Genomic DNA, 25640 nt, shown 5'->3' on the forward strand with positions numbered 1-25640 from the left:
CTGACAATAAAGCCCGTCGTTTAGAACGGGCTTACAATTCAGAAAAACGAAATTACCTGATAATCTGGTATGTTCAAAATTTAAAATCTAAGAATTATCCAATGGTCTGACCGTTTAAATATGAGGTTTTCCTGTTTTTGGTCAAAACAAATGATAAGATCCCGGAACTGGATTCTTTCTTTTTTACAGGAAAACGTATGGTATCCTAAAAGATTGTATGGTGCAGAAAATCCAGATAAATACTGTTACTCCACCCGAATCCGTCCTGGGTCGGATACTCGCCGCCGCCCGCCGGGAGCGCCTCGTCCACTACGTTGTATTTCTCCATCATCCTGCCGGTTTCCCGGAAAACACGGTCGTTCAGGGCCAGCCAGCGGCGCTGAATCGTGCGGGCAGTGTCGCGGAAACCATAGCGTGTCAGCGCCCGGACGGTCAGCCACTGCAAGGGTGCCCAGCCATTCGGCGCGTCCCATTGCTGCCCGGTCTGCACGGGTGTTGTTATGACTCCGCCGGCGTATAAAAAGTTTTGTAAAATGTGTTGGTGGACCAAATCTGCCTGACTGGCGGAAGCAAATCCAAAAAATAACGGGAAGACGCCGGCCAGTGACAGAACCGGCGTCGGCCGGCCGGTTGTCAGGTTAATGTCCATAAAAAAGCGTTGCTCCTCGTCCCAGCACCAGGCCAGGACAGCAGCCTTCCGGCTGTCAGCCTTTTCCTGATACCATGCCGACCGCGCAACGTCCCCCGCCTGTTGACTGGCTTCGGCCAGGGCCTGTTCGAGGTGCCAGAGCAGGCAGTTCAGATCAACGGGTACAATATCGGTGGTGGCAATGGTAGCCATCGACTGCCCGTCGAGGAACCACCGGCTGCTGAAATCCCAGCCCGACTCGGCCGCCGCCCGGATGTGGCGATACAGTGTCTCTGGCAGTTGCCCCGAGGTATGGGCCAGTTCTACATCTTCGCGGTACGATTCCGGCCGTGGCGTCGGCAAGTCATCGTAATAGCGGTTGAGGAGGCGCCCGTCGGGCATGCGCACGACGCGCCGGTATGCAGGGCTGTCGGCCGTAAGCAGCTGGTGGCCATTCATCCAGAAGGCATATTCGCGTTCGAGCTGATCATGGTAGCGGAGAAACGCATCCGGCACCCACTGACTCAGTAACCGCACCATGAGCGAAAAAAAAGGTGGTTGTGACCGGCTCAGGTAATAGCTCCGGTTACCGTTCGGGATGAAGCCATACCGGTCAATCAGGTTGCCGAAATTAGCGATCATGCTTTCGATCAGCGTGTATTTGCCTGATTGCAGCAGACCGAGCATGGTAAAATAGCTGTCCCAGTAGTAAATCTCCCGGAACCGCCCGCCCGGTACCACATAGGGGTGTGGCAGCGGGAGCAGTGACCCTCCGGCCGTCTGCGGATCGGCGGGCCGTGTCAGAACATGCCACAGGTTATCAATATGTTGTTCGGTCGGGATGGTAATGTCACTCTGCCAGGTCGTCTGCGGTGTGTGGGGCAGGGCAAAGTGTTGTTTCACAAAGGCTGCCAGCGAAAAGCCCGGCTGGTCTTTGTTCTCCAGATACGTAGCATAAATACCGGCCGTATCCTGAAGCGGCAGACAGTCGGCAAAGGTTTTGGAATCGGGAAAAATCCGGTGCATCTGCACCGTATCAAACAAGCCCCCGAGCTGTTCGGCGGGAGAAAGCGTAGTGGCAGTCATGAACGACAAGTTATCAGGAAGTTACGGTCTGATTCTGCGTCAAAAATACACACTTTCTGATTTGAAAAAATCAGCCGCGGCGTTATGTTTACGCACCCAAACGTAACTCCTTAACCTATATGTCAAACCAGCGCATTAAACTGTCGCTTATCCTCAATTATTTTGTTTTTGCCATCCTGCTGAACAGTGTCGGTACGGTTATCCTGCAGGTCCAGAATAACTACGGCATTACCGCCTCGCAGGCCAGCATTCTGGAAGCGTTCAAGGATCTCAGCATTGCTGCGGCTTCCTTTGTGGTAGCGTCTTACCTGACCCGGATCGGTTACAAGCGTTCGATGATGCTGAGCCTGGTACTGGTCTCTGTTGCCTGTCTGGCTATGCCGCAGCTGCCGTCGTTCTGGATGACTAAACTGCTCTTTGCCGTAACCGGCGTCAGCTTTGCCCTCATTAAAGTATCCGTATTTGCTACCATTGGCCTGATTACCGATGACCAGAAAGACCACGTCAGCTTCATGAATTTTCTGGAGTCGTTCTTTATGATCGGTGTTTTGTCCGGCTATTTTCTGTTTAGTTCGTTTATTGATGACAATCACCCGGAGTCGCGGGCGTGGCTGAACGTGTATTACCTGCTGGCAGGCATCACACTGGTGGCCTTACTGCTGCTGCTGTCAACGCCTATCGACAAGTCGGGTGTCACCCACGAGGCCGGTAAAAGCCTGACCGATGATCTGTCGGATATGCTGAAACTGGCCGTCCGGCCGCTGGTAATGGTGTTTGTGATGAGCGCCTTTGTCTATGTGCTGCTGGAACAAGGCATTATGTCGTGGCTCCCGACGTTCAACAGCCGGATTCTGCACCTGCCTACCTCACTGAGTATTCAGATGGCCAGTATTCTGGCGGCATCAACGGCCTTCGGGCGTTTTCTGGCGGGGATTATTCTGCGCCGGATGCCGTGGTTCACGCTGCTGTCGGTGTGCCTGATTGTGGCGGCCGGTCTGGTACTGGTTGCGCTGCCACTGGCGGCGTCGGCGCATCAGAGTGATGGCGCAGCCATCACCGGCTGGAGCACTGCGCCGCTGGCCGCGTTTGTGTTTCCGCTGATCGGCTTATTTCTCGCCCCGATCTATCCGGCCATTAACTCGGTAATTTTAAGCAATCTGCCGGTCCGGCAACACGGGCCGATGTCGGGTCTGATTGTTGTCTTTTCAGCACTGGGCGGCACTACCGGGTCGATTCTGGTCGGGCATGTGTTTGATGCTTACGGCGGGCAGACGGCATTCTACTTTTCGTTGCTGCCACTGGCCGGGCTGCTGGTTATTCTGTTTTTGTTTAACCGCATGCAACCTGCGCGGACAACGCCGCTGGAACCGGTTTCGGCCATGCACTGACCTTTGTATGTAATTGAGCGAATTAGTGAATGTGCGATTGAGTGAATAAGCCACTGAAATACAGTAGCTTGTTTTCTGATAAAATCTAATTCTGTTTACTTAAAGGGATATATGCCGGCCAGCCCCGGAGACAGACAGAATTTTATTCTGTCTGTCTCCGGGGCTGGCCGGTAAGATTATAAAAACGCGTCCGGATTAGTCTTCCGGTACAAAAGTCAGAAAGCTGAACTGCTTTTCGTCGAACATCTCCCGGGCAATGTCCTGCAAATGATGCGGCTCAACTGCGCGGATTTCGTTAAAAATATCCTCCAGTGACTCAACGCGGTCAATATCCAGAATGCTTTTGGCCATCATCAGCATAAAGCTCTGATTCCCTTCTTCGGCCATTGCCAGCTGCCCCATCAGCTGTTCTTTGGTCTGATGCATCTGATTGGCCGTGAGGGATTTTGTGCACAGCAACTGCATCTCTTTCTGAATCAGGCTGTAGGCACGATCAACTTTTTTAGGGTCGGTACCAAAATAGATACCCAGAAATCCGGTGTCCAGAAACGGTGTAAAGCTGGCATCAATGGAATAGACCAGCCCGAATTTTTCGCGCAGGTTCATGTTCAGCCGCGAGTTCATGCCCGGCCCGCCCAGCAGGTTGATGAGCATAAAAAACGGCAGCCGCTTTGGATCGGTCAGCGAAAACGCCGGCCGCCCCAGTGCACATTGCGCCTGGGTAATCGGGCGTTTAACCACCTGCCGGACAGCCTCATAGCTGGCGGGTGGTTTCCGGATCCGGCTGGTGCTGCTACGCGGGATATCGGCCAGGTATTTTTCGGCGATCCGTACGACCTTTTTAAACGGGTAGTTGCTTACCGACGAAAAAACAATGCGGTCTGTATCCAGGTTCTGGGCAATAAACTCCTGTAGGTTTTCGCGCGTAAATGACTGAACGGTCTCGGTTGTTCCCAGAATATTGCTGCCCAGCGGGTGGTTCTGAAACACCAGCTGGTCGAAATCGTCCTGTAAGGCATCTTCCGGCGAATCGTAATACATTGCCATCTCTTCCAGTACTACATTCCGTTCGCGTTCGATCTGCTTTTCGGGAAAAACCGAATGAAAAGCAATGTCGGCCAGCAGCTCGGTTGCTTTTTCGAAATGAATTCCGAGCAGCGAGGCATGAAAGCAGACCTTTTCCTTGGTTGTATAGGCGTTTAGTTCGCCCCCGACGTTTTCCAGACGGTTAAGGATGTGATAAGATTTGCGTTTCTTTGTGCCTTTGAATGCCATGTGCTCCCAGAAATGGGCAAGGCCCTGCTGGTGTGGTTTTTCATCCCGGCTGCCAATGTCGAGCATGATGCCACAGTGTGCAATCTGGGTATGGGGTATTTGTTTATGTACAATACGGATGCCGTTGGGCAACGTAACTAGTTCGTAGTCTTCCATTCTGTTAAATAGGAGTACAAAGGTAGTGAAGTAATATCGCGGAATTACCTTTTACTCACTGCCAGTTAATGATAACGACAAGTACTGCCGGTCGGTTCCTGATCATTCAGACCGCGTTTATTGGTGATGTAATTCTGGCAACGGCGTTGCTGGAACAACTGCATGGGCAGTTTCCGGCGGCACGGCTGGATATGCTTGTCCGGCAGGGAAACGAAGGGCTGCTGAAAAATCACCCGTTTCTGAATCACGTACTGATCTGGGAGAAAAAAAAGCGGAAATACGGGAGCCTGTGGGAGTTATTGAAACGGATTCGGCGTACACGCTATGATGTAGTGATTAACCTGCAGCGTTTCGGGGCAACCGGTGCGCTAACGGCATTCTCAGGCGCCGGTGAAACCATCGGTTACGATAAAAATCCCTTTGCCCGATTATTTACGCGCACGGTGCCACACCGCATTGAGCCGGGTGTGCACGAAGTAGACCGGAACGCCGGGCTGATTGCCCACCTGGCTGCCGACCGCTTACCCCACCGTCCGAAGCTTTATCCGTCAGCGGCAGACTATACGGCGGTGGAACCCTACCAGACCGGCCCCTACGTTTGCATGGCGCCCACGTCAGTCTGGTATACCAAGCAGTTCCCCCGTGAAAAATGGGTTGAGCTAATCGGGCAGCTACCTGAAACCTATACTATCTATCTATTGGGTGCTCCGTCCGACAGCAGTGCCTGCGACTGGATTGTGTCCGAAACGGCCGGTAAACGGCCGGTCATCAGCCTGACCGGAAAACTGTCCTTACTTCAGTCGGCCGCGTTGATGCAGGGATCAGTGATGAATTACGTTAACGACTCCGCGCCGATGCACCTGTGCTCGGCCCTGAATGCACCGACCACCGCTATTTTCTGCTCGACAGTACCGGACTTTGGCTTCGGGCCGCTTGCTGACGAGTCCCGTATTCTGGAAACCAAACTGGATTTAGACTGCCGCCCGTGTGGCCTGCACGGCTACAAAAAATGCCCGCTCGGGCATTTTAACTGCGCGTACTCGATTGATGTGCAGGGGTCGTAGGGTTTGGGGTAGGGGGCGTAGGGCAAGGAGCAGAGGGGATCACTGCACTTGGCTCTCAGCTCTACGCCCTACACTTCACAAGGCCCGTAGGGCCGCTACAGCGCAGCGTCGGTAGCATTCGATAGCATTTGGTTGCATGCAGCGTTGGCAAAAAACAACCATTTGCGAAACCGCCGCGTGCCGTCAGGTACGCTACCGGTTCTGTACCTGACGGCACAGAAAAAAACGCGCTGAATTAATGGGCTACCGCTACCGAATGCTACCGACGCTGCGCTGTTGAAGCCCTACGGGCTTTTGTGAAGCAGAGGGGTAAGAGCGGAGAGCTTAGAGCTTAGAGCAGTGATCCCCTATGCTCCTTGCCCTACGCCCCTGCCCCGAGCGCTCCGCCCTACACTCCAAGCCTTGTACGCTACATCCTATGCTCCACGCCCTGTGCGCTCCGCTATTATCCCTTTGCTCCCAGTGATAGCGTGTGGCCCATTTTGTCGCGCTTTGTCTGGAGATAGCGCTCATTGTGTGGGTTCGACGGCAGTTCTATCGGGACAGATTCAACGATTTCAAGGCCGTAGCCCATCAGACCGGCCCGTTTTTTCGGGTTGTTGCTGATCAGCCGGATTTTGTGAATACCCAGATCACGCAGTATCTGAGCGCCTACGCCGTAGTTACGGGCATCCATCGGCAGGCCTAACTCAAGGTTCGCTTCTACCGTATCGCGGCCCATTTCCTGAAGTTTGTAGGCTTTCAGCTTGTTCAGCAGACCAATGCCGCGCCCCTCCTGATTCATGTACAGGACTACGCCTTTGCCTTCGCGTTCGACCATTTCGAGGGCGGCATGTAGCTGACCACCGCAATCGCAGCGGCACGAGCCAAAAATATCGCCGGTGACACAGGACGAGTGCACCCGCACCAATACCGGCTCATCGGCATCCCATGTGCCTTTGACCAGGGCAAGGTGCGTTTCGTCGGTATCAATCTGTTTGAAGGCAATCAGGTCGAAGTGCCCCCAGATCGTCGGCATATCAACGCCGATCTCCCGGCGGATCATTGTTTCCTGCCGCAGGCGGTATTCGATCAGGTCCTGGATACTAACAAGCTTCATACCGAAGCGGTCGGCCATTTCGCGCAGTTGCGGTACGCGTGCCATTGTACCGTCTTCGTTGAGCACCTCAATCAGCACACCGGCCGGTTTCAGACCCGCCAGTTTAGCTAAGTCGATCGCCGCTTCGGTATGTCCGGTGCGGCGCAGGACACCACCTTCGGCTGCCTTGAGCGGAAAAATATGGCCCGGGCGACCGAGGTCATTCGGGTCGGTCGTCGGGTCAGCCAGTGCCTGAATGGTTTTTGAGCGGTCAGACGCTGAAATACCGGTTGTACAGCCATGGCCCAGCAAGTCGACCGAGACCGTAAACGGCGTTGTATGAACGGATGTATTGTTGCCAACCATCATTTCCAGACCGAGCTCTTCGCAGCGTTCCTGCGTCAGAGGCACGCACATAAGGCCGCGCCCCTCCTTGACCATGAAGTTGACCATTTCGGGCGTAATTTTCTCCGCCGCACAGATCATGTCGCCTTCATTTTCGCGATCTTCGTCATCCACAACGATTACGATTTTCCCGTCGCGGATGTCAGCAATGGCGTCCTCGATAGAGTCAAGCCTGATCGGCGCCGCTGCTGAATTGGTATTATTATTGCTCATGCCTTTGTTTGATGTATCAAATGGAGCCGGTTTATCGTCAAAGGATAACCTGGCAATCCTGTTGAACGGGTATTATCTTTGATCGGTCGGTAACCGTTGATTTGAAACCATAACGACTGGCAACAAAGATACGTTTCCCGGGGCGCTAAAATCTCAAAAGATGCGTTGTATGAAGAGGATCAGGCCGTCATTTATAACGAAAAAATCATTACCTCTGTGAATATCAACAATTACCGGAACCGGATACGCCGCAAACAAAGAAGTGTAGTTGGCCTGTGGATGGCGTTTTTCGTTTTTCTTATGAGTATCGGGACAGGCAATCTGGCGCTGGGGCAGAGCTTATGCACTAACCCGCCTGGATTAACAGAGAAAGGCGGCTTCACACTTGTTTCAGATGTTATCTGTTTAGGTAAAAGTGTGGTCATTAACTCAGATCCTAATATTACTTTGCCTAAGTATGTTTATTTGTATGATGGCTCTCGAGACCTATTAGCTCTTGATAAAGTAGCAACTGAAAATCCATCATTTCAATATGCAAATCCTGGTTCATATACCATATTACAATTTGGGACTAAAAATGCAAATAGTACTATTGCTTGTCAGGTAGTAAATGTGTATCCTACTTCTAAACTAGAATACACCTATCAGATTTGTCCGTCACCGACAGGAGCCGGGTATACGGTCAAACTGAACTTTGCGCTGGATGCCATCACCAAGACATACGATAAAATTGAGGTAAACTGGGGAGACGGGCAAGGGCTTAAGTCATATCCGATGGCTAGTATCAATACTATTTCCTACACCTATACAAATCCGGGCAATTACCTCGTACAAGTCAACGGCGCATTTAATGTGAATGTAGGGTGTATTACGGAAAAAAATATACAAAGCATTCCCGTCCGGACGAAAGAGAAACCGGTAATTACTACCCTTACGTCTACCGGTGCCGGTGCAAAAATCGATATTCAGGCAACACCCGGGGATGTGGTCGAACTTTTACAGAAAAACGGATCAACCTTTCAGCCAACCGGCCTGACGGCGATGAGCGGCGCATCCATTAGTGTGTCAGGGACAAGCGGCACAACGCAGTGCTTTCAGCTTCAGGTGAAAGGTGGCTGTGCTACCGAACTTTCAGATGAGGTTTGTACGCTTAACTTATCGGCTGTTTCGGGGAATCAGCAAAATACACTGACCTGGCAGCCTTACGAAGGCAAGGGCTACGTAGCATTTGCGTCCGGCTATTCAATTAGTCGTACTGATAATGGTGTAACAGGCTCACCTACCCAGATTTCTACGCCCTCTACCGTGAGCACCAGACAGCTTGTTGATAACAACGGTATTCAGTGTGGCGTACAATATTGCTACACCTTACAGGCGCGCATGCTGACGGTGAGTGGCTTCCCGACAACTGTTATTTCTAGTCCCGTATGTGTTACCGGGCAAAGCTCGACCTTGCCGGTCGCGCCGACCAACCTACAAGTGTCAGTAGCGGATAACGGGCAGATTGAAGTTCGCTATGTATCACCTCCGCCCTCGCATACTATGTTGGTCCTGCGGGCCGATAATCCGGCAGGGCCGTTTCAGCAGGTTGGGTCGGTTAGTGGTTCAGGGATTTTTAAAGACCTCGGCGCTAATTCGAATGCTCAGTCATATTGCTATCAAATTGTATTTCAGAATAATTGCGGCAATCTATCAACGCCGTCAAAACCGGTATGCAGTGTCTGGCTAGGGTCAAAATCAGCCGGTATCGACTGGACGGCTGATTCTCCGTTTACGCCGGGAGTGGTACAGGAATATGTACTCGAAATTTATGATCTTGACACCGGAGCATTGGTGGATCAGGAACGTTTAGGAGGTATCACGCATTATGATCCGCCAAATGACCCGTTAAACCAAACGTATCGTTATCGGATCGTGGCTGAAAGTAACACTGGGTTCCCCAGTTATTCAAATTACTTCGAGTTAAAGCGAAATGCCAGTATATTTGTACCAACCGCGTTCACACCGAACGGCGACGGAAAGAACGATTTATTCGTCCCTTTTGGAATTTACTGGAAGGATGTCAGTTTAACCGTCTACGACCGTTGGGGAGAAGTGATCTACAATGAAGCGATTGTCAATTATAACCAGGATACAAATCCACTTAAAGGTTGGGATGGCAATGTAGCTGGTAATCAGGCTCCAACAGGGACATATCAGTTTTTAATCAGTATAACTGATAAAAATAATAAGCAAGAACTGAAACGTGGTACGGTAACGCTGCTCCGCTAAACGGAAAACGATATGTTTGGAAACTTAGGAAATATGATGGACATGTTCGGGAAGATGAAGGATATTCAGGCCCGGATGAAAGAAGCACAATCGACCCTGTCGGCTATTACTGATACCGGCGAAGCGGGTGCCGGCATGGTAAAGGCAACGGTTAATGGCCTGCGGCAGGTGCTGAAAGTCGAAATCGACCCGGATGTTGTGAAGCCGGAAGACCGCGAAATGATGCAGGACCTGATTGTGGCGGCCATTAATAAGGCCATGGAAAACATTGAGCCTAAAATCCGTGAACACTTAAAAAAATCGACCGAAGGGTTGTTGCCGAATATCCCCGGGTTCGACCTGGGCAGTATGATGCAATAGAAAGTGGTATTCACCCGCTAACCACTTTCTACAGATTCATGGATAAGCTTGCGATTGTCATTCTCAATTACAACGGCCTGCATTTCTTAAAACAGTTTCTGCCATCGGTGATCGAACACGCCGATGGCTTTCGTGTTTATGTAGCCGATAGTGCGTCGACCGACGCCTCAGTAGCCTTTGTCCGGGAAACCTTTCCGACGGTTCGGGTCATCGAACTGCACCAGAACAAGGGGTATGCCGGGGGCTATAATCTGGCCCTTGACCAGCTCCGGCAACAGTATGGCGGAGCGACCTACTATGCCTTAATCAACTCCGATATTGAGGTGACCCCTCACTGGCTCGATCCGATTGTGCGGCTTATGGACGCCAATCCGAAGATCGGAGCCTGTCAGCCCAAAATACGGGATTACAACCGCCGTACGTATTTTGAACACGCCGGTGCAGCCGGTGGCTTTATGGATAGCATGGGCTATGTCTTTTGCCGGGGGCGGGTTTTTGCCACTTTTGAAACCGACGAAGGCCAGTACGATGACAACCGGCCGGTATTCTGGTCAACAGGGGCCTGCTTTGTGGTCCAAGCCGATGTGTTTCATGCCGTTGGCGGCTTCGACGACGATTTTTTTGCCCATATGGAAGAAATCGACTGGTGCTGGCGGATTCAGCAGCGGGGCTATGAGGCATGGGCCTGCGGCGGATCGGCGGTGTACCACGTCGGGGGCGGCACGCTCCATAAATCAAATCCGCATAAAACCTTTCTGAACTACCGTAACAGCCTGTTTATGCTCTACAAAAACCTGCCGGCGGGCAATTTGTGGGGGAAGCTTTTTTTTCGGCTGGTGATGGATGGCCTGTCAGCGCTGCTGTTTATCCGCGAGGGGCAGTGGGCCGATGTATGGGCTATTGTCCGGGCACATTTCGCTTTTTATGGTGCATTGGGCCGGTTGCGGCAACAGCGTAAAGCCCTGCAGCCCCAGGTGCCGCTGAGTCAGTTGCCTGTTTTTCAGAAAAGTATTGTCTGGCAGTATTTTGCACAGGGCCGCCGGAAGTACAGTGAGCTATCTGCCGATTGCTGATTAAAGCTCCCAGATGGTCGGATGTGCGTTGCGCCGGACGTGCTTTTTGAGCTCCAGCCAGAACGCAAGAATAAAGTAAACGATTACCGGAGAGCCGAATGTGAGGAAGGAGGTGTAAATGAAATATAGCCGGATACTGCTGGCCGAAATGTTTATTTTTTCGCCAATACGAGTGCAAACGCCGAAAGCCTGTTGCTCTACGAAATACCGAAGCTTGTTCATGCCAGAACGATGGTTAAAAACGGATAGCAATTTACTCAAATAACGAAGAAAGTACCAGTCCTGCCAGGCACTATCGTGTAAAGTTACCAATCGGTCAAATTGTTTTATCTTATGGGAAATTAATTTTTCGCGAAACTTTGTTTGTTACTGGAACAATTTTATTTACTTTGTGATTAGAGAAAGGCCATAAAAGCATATTTTATGTCTTTCCGACAAAGTCCGGGATTATATCTTGCCAGGTACACGCTGTTTGCTTAGTCTGGGCCGGTTTCACGTTCTTTGTTTGACCTTCGACGAGCATGTTCTATTTCTAATTTTTATTATTTTTTATGCAAACAGGTGTAGTAAAGTTCTTTAACGAGAGCAAAGGTTTCGGATTCATTGTTGACGATGCGACAGGTAAAGACATTTTTGTGCACATTACTGGTCTCAACGGAATCACTATCCGCGAAAAAGATCGTGTACAGTTTGATGTAGTGGACGGTAAAAAAGGTCTGAACGCTACAAAAGTGAAGAAACTAGACTAAATGGTGCCATATATACAGTGCTCCATAACGAAATAAAAACCCCTTCCTGTGATCACAAGAAGGGGTTTTTTAGTGCCTCGCTGTTTTGCGGGACTAGGCTACCCACGCTTTAACGTCATCGGCTTTCGGCATCGGCACGTCCATTTTCAGCTTTTTGCGTACCCCGCCCAGGTCGTTAAACAATTTGTTGGGGTTAGTGGCTTTCAGTTGCTCAATGGTCAGCAGGCCAAGCTGCTGAAGCGCCGGAATCCACTCCTTCGGCACACCTGCCTCAAGGTACTCTGCTTCGGTAGCCACTTCCTGTTTTTTCTCCGGACGCATCTGCGGGAAAAATAAGACCTCCTGAATGGATGGCTGGTTGGTCATGATCATCGACAAGCGGTCGATTCCAAGACCGACACCGGCGGTTGGCGGCATACCGTATTCCAAGGCGCGCAGGAAGTCGTCGTCCAGGGCCATTGCTTCTTCGTCGCCACGCTCGGCGAGCCGTAACTGCTCCTCAAACCGCTCCCGCTGATCAATCGGGTCGTTCAGCTCGGAGTAAGCATTGGCAATTTCCTTACCGTTGCAGATGGCTTCGAAACGCTCGACCAGCCCTGGTTTGCTGCGGTGCTTTTTGGTCAGCGGCGACATCTCAACCGGATAATCGGTAATGAACGTTGGCTGAATCAACTGGTGCTCAACGGCCTCGCCGAAGATTTCGTCGATCAGCTTAGACTTGCCCATCGTGTCGTCGGTTTTGATGCCACGGTCCTCGGCAACCTGACGGAGTGCGGCTTCATCCATGGCCGACACATCAATACCGGTATATTCCTGAATGGCTTCGAACATCGTCAGACGTTTCCACGGCCGCTGGAAGTTAATCTGGTTTTCGCCAACCTGCACTTTGGTGCTGCCCGTTACATCAATGGCGACTTTTTCCACCATTTCCTCGATGGTATCCATCATCCAGAGGTAGTCTTTGTAGGCTACGTAAAATTCTACCTGCGTAAACTCAGGATTGTGGAACCGGCTCATGCCCTCGTTCCGGAAATCCTTGGCAAACTCAAACACTCCGTCGTATCCACCGACGATCAGTCGCTTCAGGTACAGCTCATTGGCAATACGCAGGAACAGGGTCATGTCGAGGGTATTGTGGTGGGTCCGGAACGGCCGCGCGGCTGCCCCGCCGTGAATCGGCTGGAGAATCGGCGTTTCCACTTCCAGATACCCGCGCTCACTGAGGAAGCCCCGGATCGAGTTAACCAGCTTAGTCCGTTTGATAAAGACCTCCCGGACCTGTGGGTTCACAATCAGGTCGACATACCGCTGGCGGTACCGCTGCTCCGGATCGGTGAACGCATCGTAGGTTTCTTTTTCGCCTTTCTCGTTCACCACTTCCTTGACAACCGGCAACGGCCGCAGGGATTTATTCAGAATCTTAAATTCTTTTACATACACCGACAGCTCACCGGTCTGGGTCGTAAACACGTGGCCCTCTACGCCGATGATGTCGCCAATGTCCAGCAATTTCTTGAAAACGGTGTTATACAGCGTTTTGTCTTCGCCCGGACAAAGGTCGTCGCGACGGAAATAAAGCTGCATCCGGCCGCTGGCGTCCTGCATTTCGGCAAAGGCTGCGCTGCCCATAATCCGGAAACCCATCAGACGACCGGCCAGGCGCACCTTCCCATACGTGGCATCGCCTGAAAGGTCGAGGCCGGGCTCGGGTGTTATGTTGGCCCGCAGATCAGCAATGTGCGCGGTAACATCAAACAGTTCGGCAGGATAAGGGTCAATGCCCATACGCATCAACTCTTCCCGTTTATTCCGTCGGTTTATCTCCTGTTCGCTCAGGTTCATTATCTGTAACAGTGTTTGGTAAAATATAGGGGTAAGCCATCTGTTAACGCGGCGGACCCTACTGATTTGGTCTGCAAAATTAGCTATAAAGATGTTGGGAATGAAACCGACTCTTACTGAAGCGCTTTCTTTTCGGCCATTGGTCAGATCCGGTTACCATTCATCCGGAAAATGCTGGCGGGTTGCCGGATTATTACTAGTATTGTGCTATCAAAACAATATCACTAAGCCATCATGAACGAAAAGAATTTAACATCCATCTCAGGCTACATCCTGTTACTGATTGGTCTGCTCTTATTAGTTGGTTCGCCGTTCCTGTTTCTGAACGGATCCATTGTTGCCGGCGTCTTTGCCGTTTTCGCGGGTATTGTCGTCCTGTCTGGTCTGGCGGTTATCAACCCGAATGAAGGGGTGGTTACTACCTTTTTCGGTGACTACATGGGGACAATGAAACAGACCGGTCTGCGTTGGGTTAACCCGCTGTACTCGAAACGTAAAATCAGCCTCCGCGCACGAAACCTGAACGGCCAGACGTTGAAGGTAAACGACAAAATGGGGAACCCCATTGAAATTGCCGCCGTTGTTGTCTGGAAAGTAACCGATACGGCCAAGGCCCTTTTTGAAGTGGACGACTATCAGCTGTTCGTCCAGATTCAGTCGGAAGCGGCGGTGCGTCACCTCGCTAATTCCCACTCCTACGACAGCATAGAAGAGGAAGGTCCTGTAGTTGATGTGACTTTACGGGACAATACCGGTCAGATAAACGAGGTGTTGGAGCAGGAACTGAACGAGCGGCTGGCACGTGCCGGTGTGAGTATCATCGAAGCCCGGATCAGTCACCTTGCCTATGCACCTGAAATTGCGGGGGCAATGCTGCAGCGCCAGCAGGCGTCGGCGGTAGTGGCCGCCCGGAAGCAGATTGTTGACGGGGCCGTTGGCATGGTTGAAATGGCCCTTGCGCGGTTAGCAGAGAAAGACGTGGTCCGGCTTGATGAAGAGCGGAAGGCGGCCATGGTCAGCAACTTGCTGGTTGTATTGTGTGGAGAAAAGAACGTGAGTCCGGTGGTTAACGCCGGAACCCTGTACAGTTAATTGGAATGGCGACGGAAAAAAAAGCATTTGTCTTACGCATTAGCCCGGAAACGCTGAAAGAGTTAGAGCGCTGGGCACAAGAGGAGTTTCGGAGTGTTAACGGACAGATTGAGTTTATTCTGCACGATGCATTGCGTAAACGAAAGAAAACCGTTCGCCGCGACGATGTAGAAAAAGATACTGCCGATGCTGCTTAGCAAGGGGCTTCCCAACCGGGAGGCCCCTTTTGTTATGTTTATTCAATGGTCATCCTGGTTTTGTTGCTATTCCCTAAGCCGGTTCTTTTGCCAATTCAGCGTAACCGTTAAATGTTACTAATAAATAGAAAGTTAATTAATGTAAAACTAACTTCAGGCGATGTCGGAAACTGAGGCAGCGAAGCGACATGTGAATACCTTCCCTCACCTTGAGGAAGGGTGCATACTGCTTTGGGAAAGCTATTGATTTACAGATGTTTCTGCATTGTTTCGCCGATCAGGCGGACACCATCGAGGGTAAGTGACGGAATGATGTCTTCGAAGGTATCCCGCAGCGACGGAATTTTTCCCGACAGGCCGCCGGTTGCCACAGCAATGCAATCGCCGTTAAGTTCTGTTTTGATTTGCTGAACCAAATGGCGGACGAGGCCTTCATAGCCCATCACGATACCTGCCTGAATGGCGTGGGTCGTGTTCTGGCCCAAGGCGGAGGCTGGTTTTTCGATGGGTACTTCCGGCAGCTGGGCCGTATTGGCGAAGAGGGCACGGATAGCCGTTTTGAGGCCTGGTGTAATGGCAACACCCAGAATTTTCCCGTCGCCTGAAACGGTTGTAAATGTCAGGGCGGTACCGAAATCAACGACCACACAGTTGCGCTGGTAGCGGGTATAGGCGGCTAAGGCATTGGCGACGAGATCGGTGCCGATCTCATGCGGACGCAGAATGTCGAGGGGTAACAGCGGGTAAATGCCGGGGCCGATAACAATGGGTTGCTTACCAAACAGGTTGGTCAGCATGTCGCGCATCGTCGGGGTAAGCAGGGGAACAACGCTGCTCAGTACGGTCGTCTGAATCGAGCCAAGAGCGATGTTGGCTTCCAGCAGCCAGAAACGCAGGCGGTTTTCGTAGGCGAGTGCAGGCTCGTCTGTGCGCGCAGGCGTACGCCAGATATGCAACCAGGCGTTATTATGGTAGAGCCCGAAAACGGCGTCGGTGTTGCCGACATCAATGGCAAGTAGCACGATTTTGCTGCTGGGAAATGAATCAATGAACGGAGCGGGGCGAATTGCTGTTCACCCGATAAACCACTCCACCTTGGTACGAAAGTAAGAGAAAAAATTCTATGCGCTGTAACAAATTACGCGGTTTACTGTTTCAGGTAGCTGTAATTGCCACATTATCAGGTTGTAGCTTTAGCGATCAGAAACCGGATAATTTAATCCCGCCGGATAAGATGGCGGATGTGCTGTCAGAAATCCACATGGCTGAGTCGCGGGTTAGCCGCTTGAATCTCCGCTCGATTGATTCGTCGAACATTGTTTATCAGCGGCTCGAAAGTCAGCTATTTAAAAAGCTTTCGGTTGATACGGCTGCTTATCGTGCCAGCTTTGCCTATTATTCCGCGCATCCGGCTGAGCTGGAGGGGGTTTACAAACAGGTGACTGAGAAACTGCAGAAGAAAATAGACGCCGGTAAAAAAGGCGGTAAGCGCCCGACACCATAGAAAAAGGCCTTGTTGCGAACACAACAAGGCCTTTTTCATTAGCCAATCACCAGCTTTTCGATCAGCAGGATAAACAGGTGAATGACTTTGATATGTACTTCCTGAATCCGGTCGGCATAGCCAAAGTGTGGTACCCGGATTTCGACATCGGCTTTGCCGGCCAGCTTGCCGCCGTCTTTACCGGTCAGTAACACGACTTTCATGCCTTTTTCACGGGCAGCGTCAACCGCCCGGATTACGTTGGCCGAATTGCCGCTGGTGCTGATGCCCATCAGCACATCACCTTCATTGCCCAGTCCTTCGATAAAACGCGAGAAGATATACTCAAACCCGTAGTCGTTGCCCACACACGAGATGTGGCTGACGTCGGAAATAGCAATGGCGGCCAGCGAACGCCGGTTGTCGCGGTAGCGGCCCGAAAGTTCTTCGGCAAAGTGCATGGCATCGCAGTGTGATCCCCCGTTACCGCACGAAATTACTTTACGGCCTGATTTGATGGCATCGGCCATGACGACGGCCGCGGCTTCGATTGCCTCCAGATTAGCCGGATTGTCCAGAAACGCATCCAGAACCGACCGCGCTTCGGTCAGTTCCTGACGAATAATATCTTGCATGTTAAGTAGGTTACCTTAAGTAATTGCGGGGCAAAACTCCTGAATTGACGGCAAATCACAAATGATAACGGCAAAAGTTTATTAATAGACAAGGTTGCGATACGCAAAATTCCAGCGCGCCCCGATGGTCAGCAGGTTACTGGTGTATTCCGACGACCGGAACTGGCTCGACCGCAGTCGGTAGGTGTAGCGCGCATCCAGAAACAGATTGTGCTTAAACATGTAGCTGGCGCGGCCTTCGGCATACGAAATGATCGTTTGCCGGCCCTGACCGATGAAGTTGCCTTCGTCGCGGAAACGGCTGGTATAATCCTTCAGGACATCTCGGCCATAATTCCGGCCCGGCGGGTCGTCGCCGTACTGCATGATACTGAACAGACCGGTGACGGTAAGCCGCCGGTGCTGATAACGGGCGATGCCCAGCCATTCAAAGAAATTGGCGCCCAGCGGATGGGCCAGTGGCTGGTTGTAATGCACATAGTTGGTCTGTCCGCCAAAATGCGAATACGTATAGGGCCGTGCCATGTTTACTTCGCCCTGTAAGTCAAGGTTCTGCACGCCGAAGGCATCAATATATTTTAAGCCGGCCTGCGTCGCGTATTTGTTCGTCCATGAACCCTTACCGGCCCGTAAATCACTGATCCGGAATTCGTCGAGCAGAATTTGCCCGTAGGCCATGAAATGCTTAAGAAAATTCACCTTCAGGTCGATACCGGCCAGTGTATTATCAGCGCTGCCACGGTACGATTCGACAAACCGGTACAGAATTACGGGGTTTAAGTAGCCCAGCTCAAGCCGGTCGCGGCTATAGACAACGGCTTCGAATACACCCAGATTAATGTTTTTGGTCAGATTAACACTCAGGTGGTGCATCGCCATGTATTTCTGCGGCACCAGCTGGTTGGCCGGAATACGTTCCTGAACGTTCTGAAGCTCGGTAAACAGGTTGGTATACTGGAAGCGTTTACCGAACCGTGTCGTCAGTTTCAGAAACAGATAAGGCGCCGCATTGTCTGACAGGAACAGCGATCGGTAACCATTACCAATAAAGGTACGGTCATGGCCGAACTGCACGTTAATGGCTTTGAGGACATTGAACGTAAAATGGCCGCGGGCTGCCAGAAAATCAGCGCCACGGTTGCGGTATAGCTTGGCCAGCCCTTCGCCCGGGGCAAAACCGGCATCCACTTCCGGCCGTGCATAAAGCTGCCCGTATTCCTGAATGTATTTAGGGTAATAGGCCTGATTGTCGGCAAAGTAGGTGTAAAAACCCAGCTTTTTCAGAATCGTCCCCCGTACTTCGAGTCCCCTGGTATTGGTGTATAACAGGTTCGTACTACCGGCTTCACGGGTGTAATCCAGGTAAATGACGGGGCTGACGTGCAGATCAAGTTCAGGCGTCTGAAGGCTGTAGAAATCAGATTTCTTCTTATAAAAAATGCCGAAAAGCGGCTTTTCACTATCACCCGGCTGTGCACCGGCAGCCACCGAATGACGGGCCAGCGGATCAATTCTGGTACTGTCAGCAATGGGCTTTACCCATTCCCAGCTATCGTCGCGGAGGTAGCTGAGGTTGAACCGGTCGGTGGCCGACAGCGGATAGTCCTGGTTGGTAAGCACACTATCCGTAAGCTGGATAACGCTTTGCCGGTTGTAGGCCTTCAGCGAACTATGGAAGCCTTCGGACCAGCGGCCCTGCCGGATTTCCATGCGGTCAATCAGATGGTAATAGTCAGTATTGAGCGGGATGTATGGGCTTTGTGCAAGTGCTGACGAACAAAACCCAATCAGGCACCCCGCCAGAACATGCAGCGGCTTTTTCATAATCAGCCGACAAATTAGGTATCTTATTTGGATTAACAGGTGTCCTGTTGCTAAATTACCGCTCTCCTCCGCGAAACGATCCGTCACATTATGTTTGTTTTTGCTCATCAGTCTTCCCTGGCCAATCAGTATATCGCTGAATTGCGTGATGTTACCTTACAAAAAGACCGGCTTCGGTTCCGGCGTAATTTAGAGCGTGTCGGCGAGCTGATGGCGTATGAATTATCAAAGGTACTGCCTTATCAGAACGCCAAAGTAGACACGCCGCTCGGAGTTGCGGAAACCCAGCTGCTGATCCGTCAGCCGGTTCTGGCAACGATCATGCGCGCCGGTCTGCCGTTTCATCAGGGCTTTCTGAACTACTTTGACCATGCCGACAATGCTTTTGTGGGTGCGTATCGGGGCTATGCCAGCGACGACGATGAGTTTGAGATCGAGATGGACTACATTGTCGGTCCTGACCTGACCGGCCGTACCCTGATTCTGGTTGACCCGATGCTGGCAACGGGCCGATCCATCGAAAAAGTATACCACGCCATGCTGCGGTACGGGATTCCGGCGCAGACGCATATTGCTGCGGTTATTGCCAGTCCGGAAGGAATCGGTTATTTACAGGAGCGCCTGCCCCAGTGCCGTCTCTGGCTGGGGGCTATTGATGAGCGCCTGAATGACCATTACTACATCGTGCCGGGTCTGGGCGATGCCGGTGATCTGGCCTTCGGACCTAAGGTCTAATACAAGACCTGTACGCTGCCCCGGTAGGGCTTCTGGTGTGGAATCTGTATCTGGTAGGTATACGGGCCTACCGGTACTTTTTCCGATTTAAACGTACCGTCCCACGGTTTGAGGTATCCCGTTGAGCTGAAAACAACCGATCCCCAGCGGTCAAAAATCGTCACGACCGCCTCCGTCAGCGATTCGATGTTCTGGATCCTCCACTCATCATTGACGCCATCGCCGTTAGGCGTAAAGGCGGTTGGCATGTAGAGGTAGGTTTCGCAATAGATATTGACCCCCTGCGAGACGGTATCAACGCCACAGTTGTAAAGGAATTTTTTCTGAACCGTATAGTTTCCCAATTCATTAACCGTCAGTGTCGGCTTGGTTTCACCGTCGAGGTCAAGGCCATCGCGTTGCCATTGGTAGACAAATTTCGGGTCACTTTCGGTTGTCAGCGTCAGCGGGGTTGCTTCGCAGTGGAGAATGGCCGTCAGGCTGGTTCCGTTTGCGGTGATGGCCGGCGGCGTGGTTTTGTTCTGCTTACAATCGACCACTACAAACTGAAACTCGCGCTGGACCTGTCCGATTTGTTTCCCGCCCCGGAACTCCTTTACCAGTACGGCAAACGAATACAAGCCTAACTGATTTGCTGTAACGGTCAGTTCGCCGGTTGTCGGGTTAATCTGAAGCGTAGGATTGCCGGGAACCGCTTTCGCCGCGCTGAACCCGCTGACCCAGTTTATGGCCGGATAGGTTGTATAGGAGTTGCCGGTACCAAATACGTTTGCGCGGGTAGAGTAGCCGGCCAGCGGGTCAACCAGTTCGTATTGAAGCCGGTCACCGTCGGCGTCGGTTGCCTTAAAACTTACTTTAAACGAGCGGTTAATGCAGACATAATCAGCCGGCGGTACACCGAAATCGGGTGATGAGTTCTGAAAGCCGATGTTGTTTTGGACAACGGCCGGAAAATCAAGGCGGAACAGCTGACCGGTATTGCCCGCATTCTGAATGTTGGCAATGTCTACGTTCCGGCAGCAGCGTTCATAGATAACATAATACCCCTGCGGATCATTGTATTTGCCGGCCGGCAGGTTCACCAGCTTTGAATACACCAGCATATCCAGATCCAGCTTCAGCAGGGCGTCACAGGCAGACGTACTTTGCAGGAGTGGCGTTGGTGAGCCCTTTACCAGATCAAAGCGGTCAACGCGCAGATTGGTGCTTTTACTGAAAATATAAACCCCGAGTACATCATCGATACTGTTCGGCTCCAGGTTCCGCTTGTCGATAAACAGCGACAGGGACAGGTTATAGAAACCAGGTGTAGCGGAGGCCTGTAAGCTCATGTTGCCGCCATATATATGGTTGGCTTTTAGGGTATTGCTACACAGGAGCGCCGCTAACAGAATAAACAGTAAGTGTAGATGTCCTTTCATATTTCTTTCCGCCTTCACGATTTTTTACCCATAAAAATACAAAAAGCCGCGTTGAAAATAACGCGGCTTTACTTTGTGGTAAAAGGTTAGGGTAAGAAATAGGGAATTAGTATGCGACTCCGGAGGAGTCAAACGTATCTAGTTCATCAGTTCGTCGAACGTCAGTGATACATAGTACATTGAGCCGACATTGGCGCTGCCAAAGGCCTGGATGTATGTTTTGCCGCCGATGTTGGTACCGCCTACTTTCAGGATAGATTTGAATGGCTGCAGCTTGTAGCTAACCTGCGCATCGAAGTTCGTAATGGCCGGAACCTGCGTATTGCTGAATAACGAAACCCCGATAGTCGTTGGCTGAATGAAACTCGCTTCGTAGTTGAAACCATCCTGATGACGCAGTGCCAGGTTGAAGCCCAGCTTGTTGCTGCTGGTCACGCGACGGCCGAAATTGATATTGAAGCGGTTTTTCGGTGTATTGAAGCCGGCATATTGCTGCTCAGGGGTTGGCGTAAAGTTTGCCAGATTGTTATTGGCAAAGTTACCGCCAACGTTGAAGCCGCGCGGCAGCGAATAGTTCAGACTGATGGCAAAACCGTTGACCTTGATTTTTCCGGCTGCGTTTGCCGGCCGCGAGTACCCTTTAAAGTAACCGGCGCCAATACCTGATTCAATCGGTAGGCCGGGAGCGGCCGGTTGCGTTGGTACAACAATGACCGTACCCCCCAGGAAGTTAGTATAAGTGCTTGTGTAGTAGTAGGCATCCACAAACAGTTTCTTCGCGATCAGGCCTTTATAGCCGAATTCAATGGACTGAATACGTTCCGGTTTCAGCGGCGATGCCTTGTATTTCGGCAGTTTCGCCAGGGCGAAGGCCGGAGCCAGCTGACTGACAAGGCCCGGAACCTGCGCCTGTAGGATGCCTGGCAGCTGCGCCTGCAGAACGCCTGGCAGCTGGGCAGAAACACCTTGCTGAATCGCTGCCGCTGCGTTGGCTGCCGGCAGCTGACCGGCCGCAACCATGGCATTTATCTGAGCGGTTACCGCTGCCGTTACCTGCGTCGTAATCTGCGCCGTAGCCTGTTGTGTCACCGCCGCCGTTGCGTATTGCGTTGCGGCCTGTACGATAGTCGGATCATCCTTGATTTTCTGGGCAATGACTGCCGTTGACAGGTTGTCGCGCAGGATACCGCTGCCCAAGTTATACCGGGCGTCGAACTCCGGCAGACCGCCGATCAGCGTACCGGCCGGTGTCGGTAGATCGATGTACTGGTTCTGGGTAGTCGGGATACGGAAACCGGTCTGGTACGATACCCGCAGGTTCTGATCGCCGAACGAACCAACCGCCGATACACGTGGTGAGAAAACACCGTCAAAGTTTTTGTTTTTATCGTAGCGCAGTGAACCCGTCAGCTTCAGGTGATCGCTGAACAGGTTTTTACCAGCCTGTACGAATGCGCCGTACTCATTGATCGGAATGGTACCGCTGCGGCCTTCTTTCGTATCAGCAAACAGCGTTCCGTTTGACCGGAGCTGATACTGGCGGAAGTTGGCACCTACCAGGAGCTCCAGAAATTTGATCTGATTCTTTAAATTATAAACACCTTCTACGTGATAGAGGTTGGTTTTATCGCTGAATGCACCGCCGCCGTCTACAATCGCTTTGTTACGGTAGGTGTCCAGTAAGGATTTGTAAGCGTCTGTACCCGGAACCGGCATGCCCTTGTCGGCTGTAGCGCGGGCCGTTACGTGAGCGTCTTCAACCGACTGACCGGCAGCACGGGCCTGCGCAAAGGCGCCGGTATATTCACCAAACCATGTTGCGTTAGGCTTGATCGCGTTCAGCATGTTTACCGCGGTCAGACCGGCGGTGTACGACTGACCCGAGCGCTCCTGCGTTGTGTAGGCACGCAGGGTGAAGTTATCGCCGCGCAGTTCCAGTTTAGCTTGTGTGAGGCTGAAGTTGCGGAGCGAGTAGCGTCCGGCCCCTGTATACACGGTTGTTCCTTGTCCGTAATTGACCTGTCCGATGGCTTCAATGCGGTCGTTTATGCGGTAATGAAGGGCAACATTGCCTTTAAAGCTTTTGGTATTGTAGTCGACCATATCGCGTTCCATGTAACCCGTACGGCTAACTACCTGATTCGGAACCAGACCGGCTAACGCTGACGGTAAACGGCCTGCCGTAACCAGCGAACTGGCAACGCTGCTGATGTTTGTCTGGATTTCGTCACCGTAGATATTAACCCCATCATAATCAGGGTTAACGCCTTTTACGCGGGTGCCGTTCTGAATGCCGCCAACGTTCAGGTTGGTGTAATTGTTAGCTTCCCAGTCCTTAGCCTGGATATAAGCGAGGTTTACCTTAAATGCAAATTTATTGTTAAACGCTTTCGCATAACGCAGCGAGAAATCCGAGAACGGTGTTGTGGTTTTAGTCCGGCCCTGAGCCGACATAACACCGGCCTTGGCCGTAGCGCTCAGGCCCTGATACAGGAACGGGCTCTTGCTGTTCATCAGAATCAGACCGTTGATCGCGTTCGGGCCGTACAGCGCCGAGGCAGCACCCGGTAAGACTTCGACGCTTTCAACGTCCAGCTCCGGCATACCCACAATATTGTCAACCGGGAAGTTGAGGCCCGGCGCCTGGTTGTCCATCCCGTCGATCATCTGTACGGTACGCGGGTTACCGGTTGAGTTGAATCCGCGGGTGTTGATCGATTTGAAGAGCAGGCCCTGGGTCGTCATATCAACACCTTTCATATTGGCGAGAGCGTCGTAGAACGAAGGAGCAGCCGTCTCGCGGATGGCGCGGATGTCCATTTTTTCGACGGCTACCGGCGATTTCATAACACTTTCTTCCACGCGGGATGCGGCCACTACAACCTCCTGACCTAAAACGACCTGTTCTTTCAGCTGCAGGTTAATATCGGAGCGGTTGCCGGTAATGGTAATTTCCTGGCCTTCATAGCCAACGGAGGTAACAACAATATTGAATGGTGTCGGAACGCTGGTACTGAGCGAAAAGTTACCTTTCGTGTCAGTAATCGTACCGATAACTTTACCTTTGATGGCAATACTTACCCCGGCGAGTGGTTCTTTGCTGATTCCGTCTGTAATACGGCCCGACAGTTTGGTCTGAGCCATGGTTGTGAGCGTTAAAAAACAGAGAAAAACTGTTAAGTAACGGTTTAGCCACGTAGTTGTTCGTCTCATAGATAGATTGGTTTCGTAGGTTGTTTGTGAATCATTAGTAATCGCAAAACTAAAATTATTCTATTCATTTTGTTCTAAAAAATCTTTTTTTAATAAAAAAAACGGGCCTTATGATGCATGTATCGGAGAAAAATGAACGTATAGGTTTATGTAAGTACAATTTGTCACTGAAAATACTAGTGAGTCTCACCATAACTGTCTTTCTGGTGGGTTGCCAGCGCCGGCCTTATCAGATTACGGGAAGTTATGACACTTTTCCGGCTCCGGCAGCACCTTCTTACGCCGATCAGCATGCCTGGGCCGCTTTACCTGACCGGCGTGATGCTGCTGATTCGATTCCGAAGGGGGCGACGGTAAAGGATGCGCAGAAAGACGCCGGCACCGATGTGTTTTTCATCCATCCGACGATCTATACCGGTAAGCAGCAGGGACCCTCTGCCTGGAACGCCGATATCACCGATGCCGTCATGAATAAGTGGGTTGATCAGTCAACGATCCTGAATCAGGCGTCGGTTTTTAACGGGTCGTGCCGGGTATTTGCCCCACGCTACCGGCAGGCACATTACTACTCGTTTCTGACGAAGAATAAGGCTGACAAGGAAAAGGCGCTCGCCTTGGCGTATGACGATGTAAAGGCGGCGTTCCTGTATTATATGGATCATTATAACCGCGATGCGGCCGGTAATCCGCGGCCGGTCGTGATTGCGGCCCATAGCCAGGGAACGGTACATGCGACACGGCTGCTGACTGAGTTCTTTGATGGCCAGCCCCTGCGCCGGCAGCTGGTGGCCGCCTATCTGGTGGGCATTGCTACACCGGCCGGCATATTTAAAACGATTCCCGCCGGAGAATCGCCGGACCAGACCGGCTGCTTTGTGTCGTGGAATACGTTTTCGCGTAACTACATCCCGACCTACTACGAAGACGGACTGAATAAGGCATTGTGTACAAATCCGCTGACATGGTCTTCGTCGGACACGTACGCCGGCTATGACCTTAACAAAGGTGGGGTAGGCCCGAAATTCAACCTGCTGGCGAAGCCGGCCGATGCGCAGGTGCATAACGGTTTGCTCTGGATCGGGCGTCTGCATGTACGGGGAGCCGCTTTACTCCGTACTAAAATCTGGCATCGTGCCGATTATAACCTGTTCTGGATGAATATCCGCGAAAACGTGGCGCAGCGGATCAGGGCCTATAACCGGCAGGCCATGCGCTGATAGCAGAACCCATAACCCGAAAAGTGACCAATAGTAAGGCTGGAAAAATAAAGACTGCTTTGTAGTTAAATAAAACGGACTATGGTTTACTTGAGCGCTTTGAGTTTGGCTTTTCAGTAGACCATATTGTTTTTTGCCCATATGTTTTTGTATAAATTGGATCAGGTCCTAATAATCTGACCAAACCATAAAGTTTTCGCTGATTTTCTTAACAAAATCGCATTTTTGTACGCTA

At 51.6% G+C, this 25640-nt stretch carries 21 protein-coding genes; 11 read left to right on the top strand and 10 right to left on the bottom strand.

Annotation, left to right across the window (positions count from 1 at the left end):
* Nucleotides 1–205 precede the first annotated feature (205 nt).
* A complete protein-coding gene (treF, locus tag AC23NW_RS00585; RefSeq protein WP_487447015.1) occupies nucleotides 206–1714 on the bottom strand; it encodes an alpha,alpha-trehalase TreF in 1509 nt (502 codons plus the stop codon).
* A 119-nt stretch (nucleotides 1715–1833) separates the two neighbouring features.
* Between treF and AC23NW_RS00590 the strand changes: the two genes are divergently transcribed.
* Nucleotides 1834–3102, top strand: a complete 1269-nt coding sequence (locus AC23NW_RS00590; RefSeq protein WP_487447016.1) for an MFS transporter — start codon at nucleotides 1834–1836, stop codon at nucleotides 3100–3102.
* Nucleotides 3103–3297: 195 nt separating this feature from the next.
* On the opposite strand, the gene AC23NW_RS00595 is transcribed toward AC23NW_RS00590, so the two are convergent.
* The gene (locus AC23NW_RS00595) at nucleotides 3298–4533 is read right to left on the bottom strand and encodes a M16 family metallopeptidase (protein ID WP_487447018.1); all 1236 of its coding nucleotides are present in this window, start codon (nucleotides 4531–4533) and stop codon (nucleotides 3298–3300) included.
* Between the two features lie 68 nt (nucleotides 4534–4601).
* Between AC23NW_RS00595 and AC23NW_RS00600 the strand changes: the two genes are divergently transcribed.
* Entirely contained in the window at nucleotides 4602–5597 is a 996-nt protein-coding gene (locus AC23NW_RS00600; protein WP_487447020.1) for a glycosyltransferase family 9 protein, read from the top strand.
* A 445-nt stretch (nucleotides 5598–6042) separates the two neighbouring features.
* On the opposite strand, the gene AC23NW_RS00605 is transcribed toward AC23NW_RS00600, so the two are convergent.
* Complete coding sequence (locus tag AC23NW_RS00605; protein WP_487447022.1) at nucleotides 6043–7293, bottom strand: bifunctional 3,4-dihydroxy-2-butanone-4-phosphate synthase/GTP cyclohydrolase II; 1251 nt, start codon at nucleotides 7291–7293, stop codon at nucleotides 6043–6045.
* 216 nt (nucleotides 7294–7509) lie between these two features.
* On the opposite strand from AC23NW_RS00605, the gene AC23NW_RS00610 reads away from it, so the two are divergent.
* The 3 genes from AC23NW_RS00610 to AC23NW_RS00620 are packed head-to-tail and all read left to right on the top strand — an operon-like array spanning nucleotide 7510 to nucleotide 10997.
* Nucleotides 7510–9564, top strand: coding sequence for a T9SS type B sorting domain-containing protein (locus AC23NW_RS00610; RefSeq protein ID WP_487447023.1), 2055 nt, complete (start codon nucleotides 7510–7512; stop codon nucleotides 9562–9564).
* A 12-nt stretch (nucleotides 9565–9576) separates the two neighbouring features.
* Nucleotides 9577–9924 carry a YbaB/EbfC family nucleoid-associated protein gene (locus AC23NW_RS00615; protein ID WP_487447025.1) on the top strand — a complete coding sequence of 116 codons (348 nt, stop codon included), beginning with the start codon at nucleotides 9577–9579 and terminating at the stop codon, nucleotides 9922–9924.
* A gap of 38 nt (nucleotides 9925–9962) precedes the next feature.
* Nucleotides 9963–10997, top strand: a complete 1035-nt coding sequence (locus AC23NW_RS00620) for a glycosyltransferase family 2 protein (RefSeq protein WP_487447027.1) — start codon at nucleotides 9963–9965, stop codon at nucleotides 10995–10997.
* Here AC23NW_RS00620 and AC23NW_RS00625 read toward each other — a convergent pair whose 3' ends face one another.
* Nucleotides 10998–11219, bottom strand: coding sequence for a PspC domain-containing protein (locus AC23NW_RS00625; RefSeq protein WP_293838093.1), 222 nt, complete (start codon nucleotides 11217–11219; stop codon nucleotides 10998–11000).
* Nucleotides 11220–11548: 329 nt separating this feature from the next.
* Here AC23NW_RS00625 and AC23NW_RS00630 point away from each other — a divergent pair, with 329 nt between their 5' ends.
* The gene (locus AC23NW_RS00630; RefSeq protein ID WP_293838096.1) at nucleotides 11549–11746 is read left to right on the top strand and encodes a cold-shock protein; all 198 of its coding nucleotides are present in this window, start codon (nucleotides 11549–11551) and stop codon (nucleotides 11744–11746) included.
* 93 nt (nucleotides 11747–11839) lie between these two features.
* Here AC23NW_RS00630 and lysS read toward each other — a convergent pair whose 3' ends face one another.
* Nucleotides 11840–13588, bottom strand: a complete 1749-nt coding sequence (lysS, locus tag AC23NW_RS00635) for a lysine--tRNA ligase (protein ID WP_487447030.1) — start codon at nucleotides 13586–13588, stop codon at nucleotides 11840–11842.
* A gap of 234 nt (nucleotides 13589–13822) precedes the next feature.
* Here lysS and AC23NW_RS00640 point away from each other — a divergent pair, with 234 nt between their 5' ends.
* Nucleotides 13823–14680: an SPFH domain-containing protein gene (locus tag AC23NW_RS00640; protein ID WP_487447031.1), complete on the top strand. Its 858-nt coding sequence runs from the start codon at nucleotides 13823–13825 to the stop codon at nucleotides 14678–14680.
* A 5-nt stretch (nucleotides 14681–14685) separates the two neighbouring features.
* A complete protein-coding gene (locus AC23NW_RS00645; RefSeq protein WP_293838104.1) occupies nucleotides 14686–14877 on the top strand; it encodes a type II toxin-antitoxin system antitoxin in 192 nt (63 codons plus the stop codon).
* A gap of 248 nt (nucleotides 14878–15125) precedes the next feature.
* On the opposite strand, the gene AC23NW_RS00650 is transcribed toward AC23NW_RS00645, so the two are convergent.
* Complete coding sequence (locus AC23NW_RS00650) at nucleotides 15126–15899, bottom strand: type III pantothenate kinase (RefSeq protein WP_293838110.1); 774 nt, start codon at nucleotides 15897–15899, stop codon at nucleotides 15126–15128.
* A gap of 101 nt (nucleotides 15900–16000) precedes the next feature.
* Between AC23NW_RS00650 and AC23NW_RS00655 the strand changes: the two genes are divergently transcribed.
* Nucleotides 16001–16381: a DUF4296 domain-containing protein gene (locus AC23NW_RS00655; protein WP_487447033.1), complete on the top strand. Its 381-nt coding sequence runs from the start codon at nucleotides 16001–16003 to the stop codon at nucleotides 16379–16381.
* Between the two features lie 38 nt (nucleotides 16382–16419).
* Here AC23NW_RS00655 and lpcA read toward each other — a convergent pair whose 3' ends face one another.
* Together lpcA and AC23NW_RS00665 are read right to left on the bottom strand one after the other, a co-directional pair.
* Entirely contained in the window at nucleotides 16420–16995 is a 576-nt protein-coding gene (gene lpcA / locus AC23NW_RS00660) for a D-sedoheptulose 7-phosphate isomerase (protein WP_487447035.1), read from the bottom strand.
* Between the two features lie 81 nt (nucleotides 16996–17076).
* Nucleotides 17077–18819 carry a hypothetical protein gene (locus tag AC23NW_RS00665; protein WP_487447036.1) on the bottom strand — a complete coding sequence of 581 codons (1743 nt, stop codon included), beginning with the start codon at nucleotides 18817–18819 and terminating at the stop codon, nucleotides 17077–17079.
* Between the two features lie 90 nt (nucleotides 18820–18909).
* On the opposite strand from AC23NW_RS00665, the gene upp reads away from it, so the two are divergent.
* Nucleotides 18910–19554 (top strand): uracil phosphoribosyltransferase, encoded by a 645-nt coding sequence (gene upp / locus AC23NW_RS00670; RefSeq protein WP_293838122.1) that lies wholly within the window; start codon nucleotides 18910–18912, stop codon nucleotides 19552–19554.
* Here the strand turns inward: upp and AC23NW_RS00675 are convergent.
* A complete protein-coding gene (locus AC23NW_RS00675; protein ID WP_487447038.1) occupies nucleotides 19551–20975 on the bottom strand; it encodes a T9SS type B sorting domain-containing protein in 1425 nt (474 codons plus the stop codon). The two genes, upp and AC23NW_RS00675, sit on opposite strands and share 4 nt — an antisense overlap.
* Nucleotides 20976–21113: 138 nt before the next feature.
* The gene (locus AC23NW_RS00680; protein WP_487447039.1) at nucleotides 21114–24119 is read right to left on the bottom strand and encodes a carboxypeptidase-like regulatory domain-containing protein; all 3006 of its coding nucleotides are present in this window, start codon (nucleotides 24117–24119) and stop codon (nucleotides 21114–21116) included.
* Between the two features lie 248 nt (nucleotides 24120–24367).
* Between AC23NW_RS00680 and AC23NW_RS00685 the strand changes: the two genes are divergently transcribed.
* A complete protein-coding gene (locus AC23NW_RS00685) occupies nucleotides 24368–25405 on the top strand; it encodes a DUF3089 domain-containing protein (protein WP_487447041.1) in 1038 nt (345 codons plus the stop codon).
* Nucleotides 25406–25640: the final 235 nt, after the last annotated feature.

This window comes from Arsenicibacter sp. R0_47, assembly GCF_057652235.1.

Excerpts from the sequence above, each read along its gene's own strand:
- treF (WP_487447015.1), bottom strand. The coding sequence starts at position 1,714 with ATGACTGCCACTACGCTTTCTCCCGCCGAACAGCTCGGGGGCTTGTTT.
- AC23NW_RS00590 (WP_487447016.1), top strand. The coding sequence starts at position 1,834 with ATGTCAAACCAGCGCATTAAACTGTCGCTTATCCTCAATTATTTTGTT.
- AC23NW_RS00595 (WP_487447018.1), bottom strand. The coding sequence starts at position 4,533 with ATGGAAGACTACGAACTAGTTACGTTGCCCAACGGCATCCGTATTGTA.
- AC23NW_RS00600 (WP_487447020.1), top strand. The coding sequence starts at position 4,602 with ATGATAACGACAAGTACTGCCGGTCGGTTCCTGATCATTCAGACCGCG.
- AC23NW_RS00605 (WP_487447022.1), bottom strand. The coding sequence starts at position 7,293 with ATGAGCAATAATAATACCAATTCAGCAGCGGCGCCGATCAGGCTTGAC.
- AC23NW_RS00615 (WP_487447025.1), top strand. The coding sequence starts at position 9,577 with ATGTTTGGAAACTTAGGAAATATGATGGACATGTTCGGGAAGATGAAG.
- AC23NW_RS00620 (WP_487447027.1), top strand. The coding sequence starts at position 9,963 with ATGGATAAGCTTGCGATTGTCATTCTCAATTACAACGGCCTGCATTTC.
- AC23NW_RS00625 (WP_293838093.1), bottom strand. The coding sequence starts at position 11,219 with ATGAACAAGCTTCGGTATTTCGTAGAGCAACAGGCTTTCGGCGTTTGC.
- AC23NW_RS00630 (WP_293838096.1), top strand. The coding sequence starts at position 11,549 with ATGCAAACAGGTGTAGTAAAGTTCTTTAACGAGAGCAAAGGTTTCGGA.
- lysS (WP_487447030.1), bottom strand. The coding sequence starts at position 13,588 with ATGAACCTGAGCGAACAGGAGATAAACCGACGGAATAAACGGGAAGAG.
- AC23NW_RS00640 (WP_487447031.1), top strand. The coding sequence starts at position 13,823 with ATGAACGAAAAGAATTTAACATCCATCTCAGGCTACATCCTGTTACTG.
- AC23NW_RS00645 (WP_293838104.1), top strand. The coding sequence starts at position 14,686 with ATGGCGACGGAAAAAAAAGCATTTGTCTTACGCATTAGCCCGGAAACG.
- AC23NW_RS00655 (WP_487447033.1), top strand. The coding sequence starts at position 16,001 with ATGCGCTGTAACAAATTACGCGGTTTACTGTTTCAGGTAGCTGTAATT.
- lpcA (WP_487447035.1), bottom strand. The coding sequence starts at position 16,995 with ATGCAAGATATTATTCGTCAGGAACTGACCGAAGCGCGGTCGGTTCTG.
- AC23NW_RS00665 (WP_487447036.1), bottom strand. The coding sequence starts at position 18,819 with ATGAAAAAGCCGCTGCATGTTCTGGCGGGGTGCCTGATTGGGTTTTGT.
- upp (WP_293838122.1), top strand. The coding sequence starts at position 18,910 with ATGTTTGTTTTTGCTCATCAGTCTTCCCTGGCCAATCAGTATATCGCT.
- AC23NW_RS00675 (WP_487447038.1), bottom strand. The coding sequence starts at position 20,975 with ATGAAAGGACATCTACACTTACTGTTTATTCTGTTAGCGGCGCTCCTG.
- AC23NW_RS00680 (WP_487447039.1), bottom strand. The coding sequence starts at position 24,119 with ATGGCTCAGACCAAACTGTCGGGCCGTATTACAGACGGAATCAGCAAA.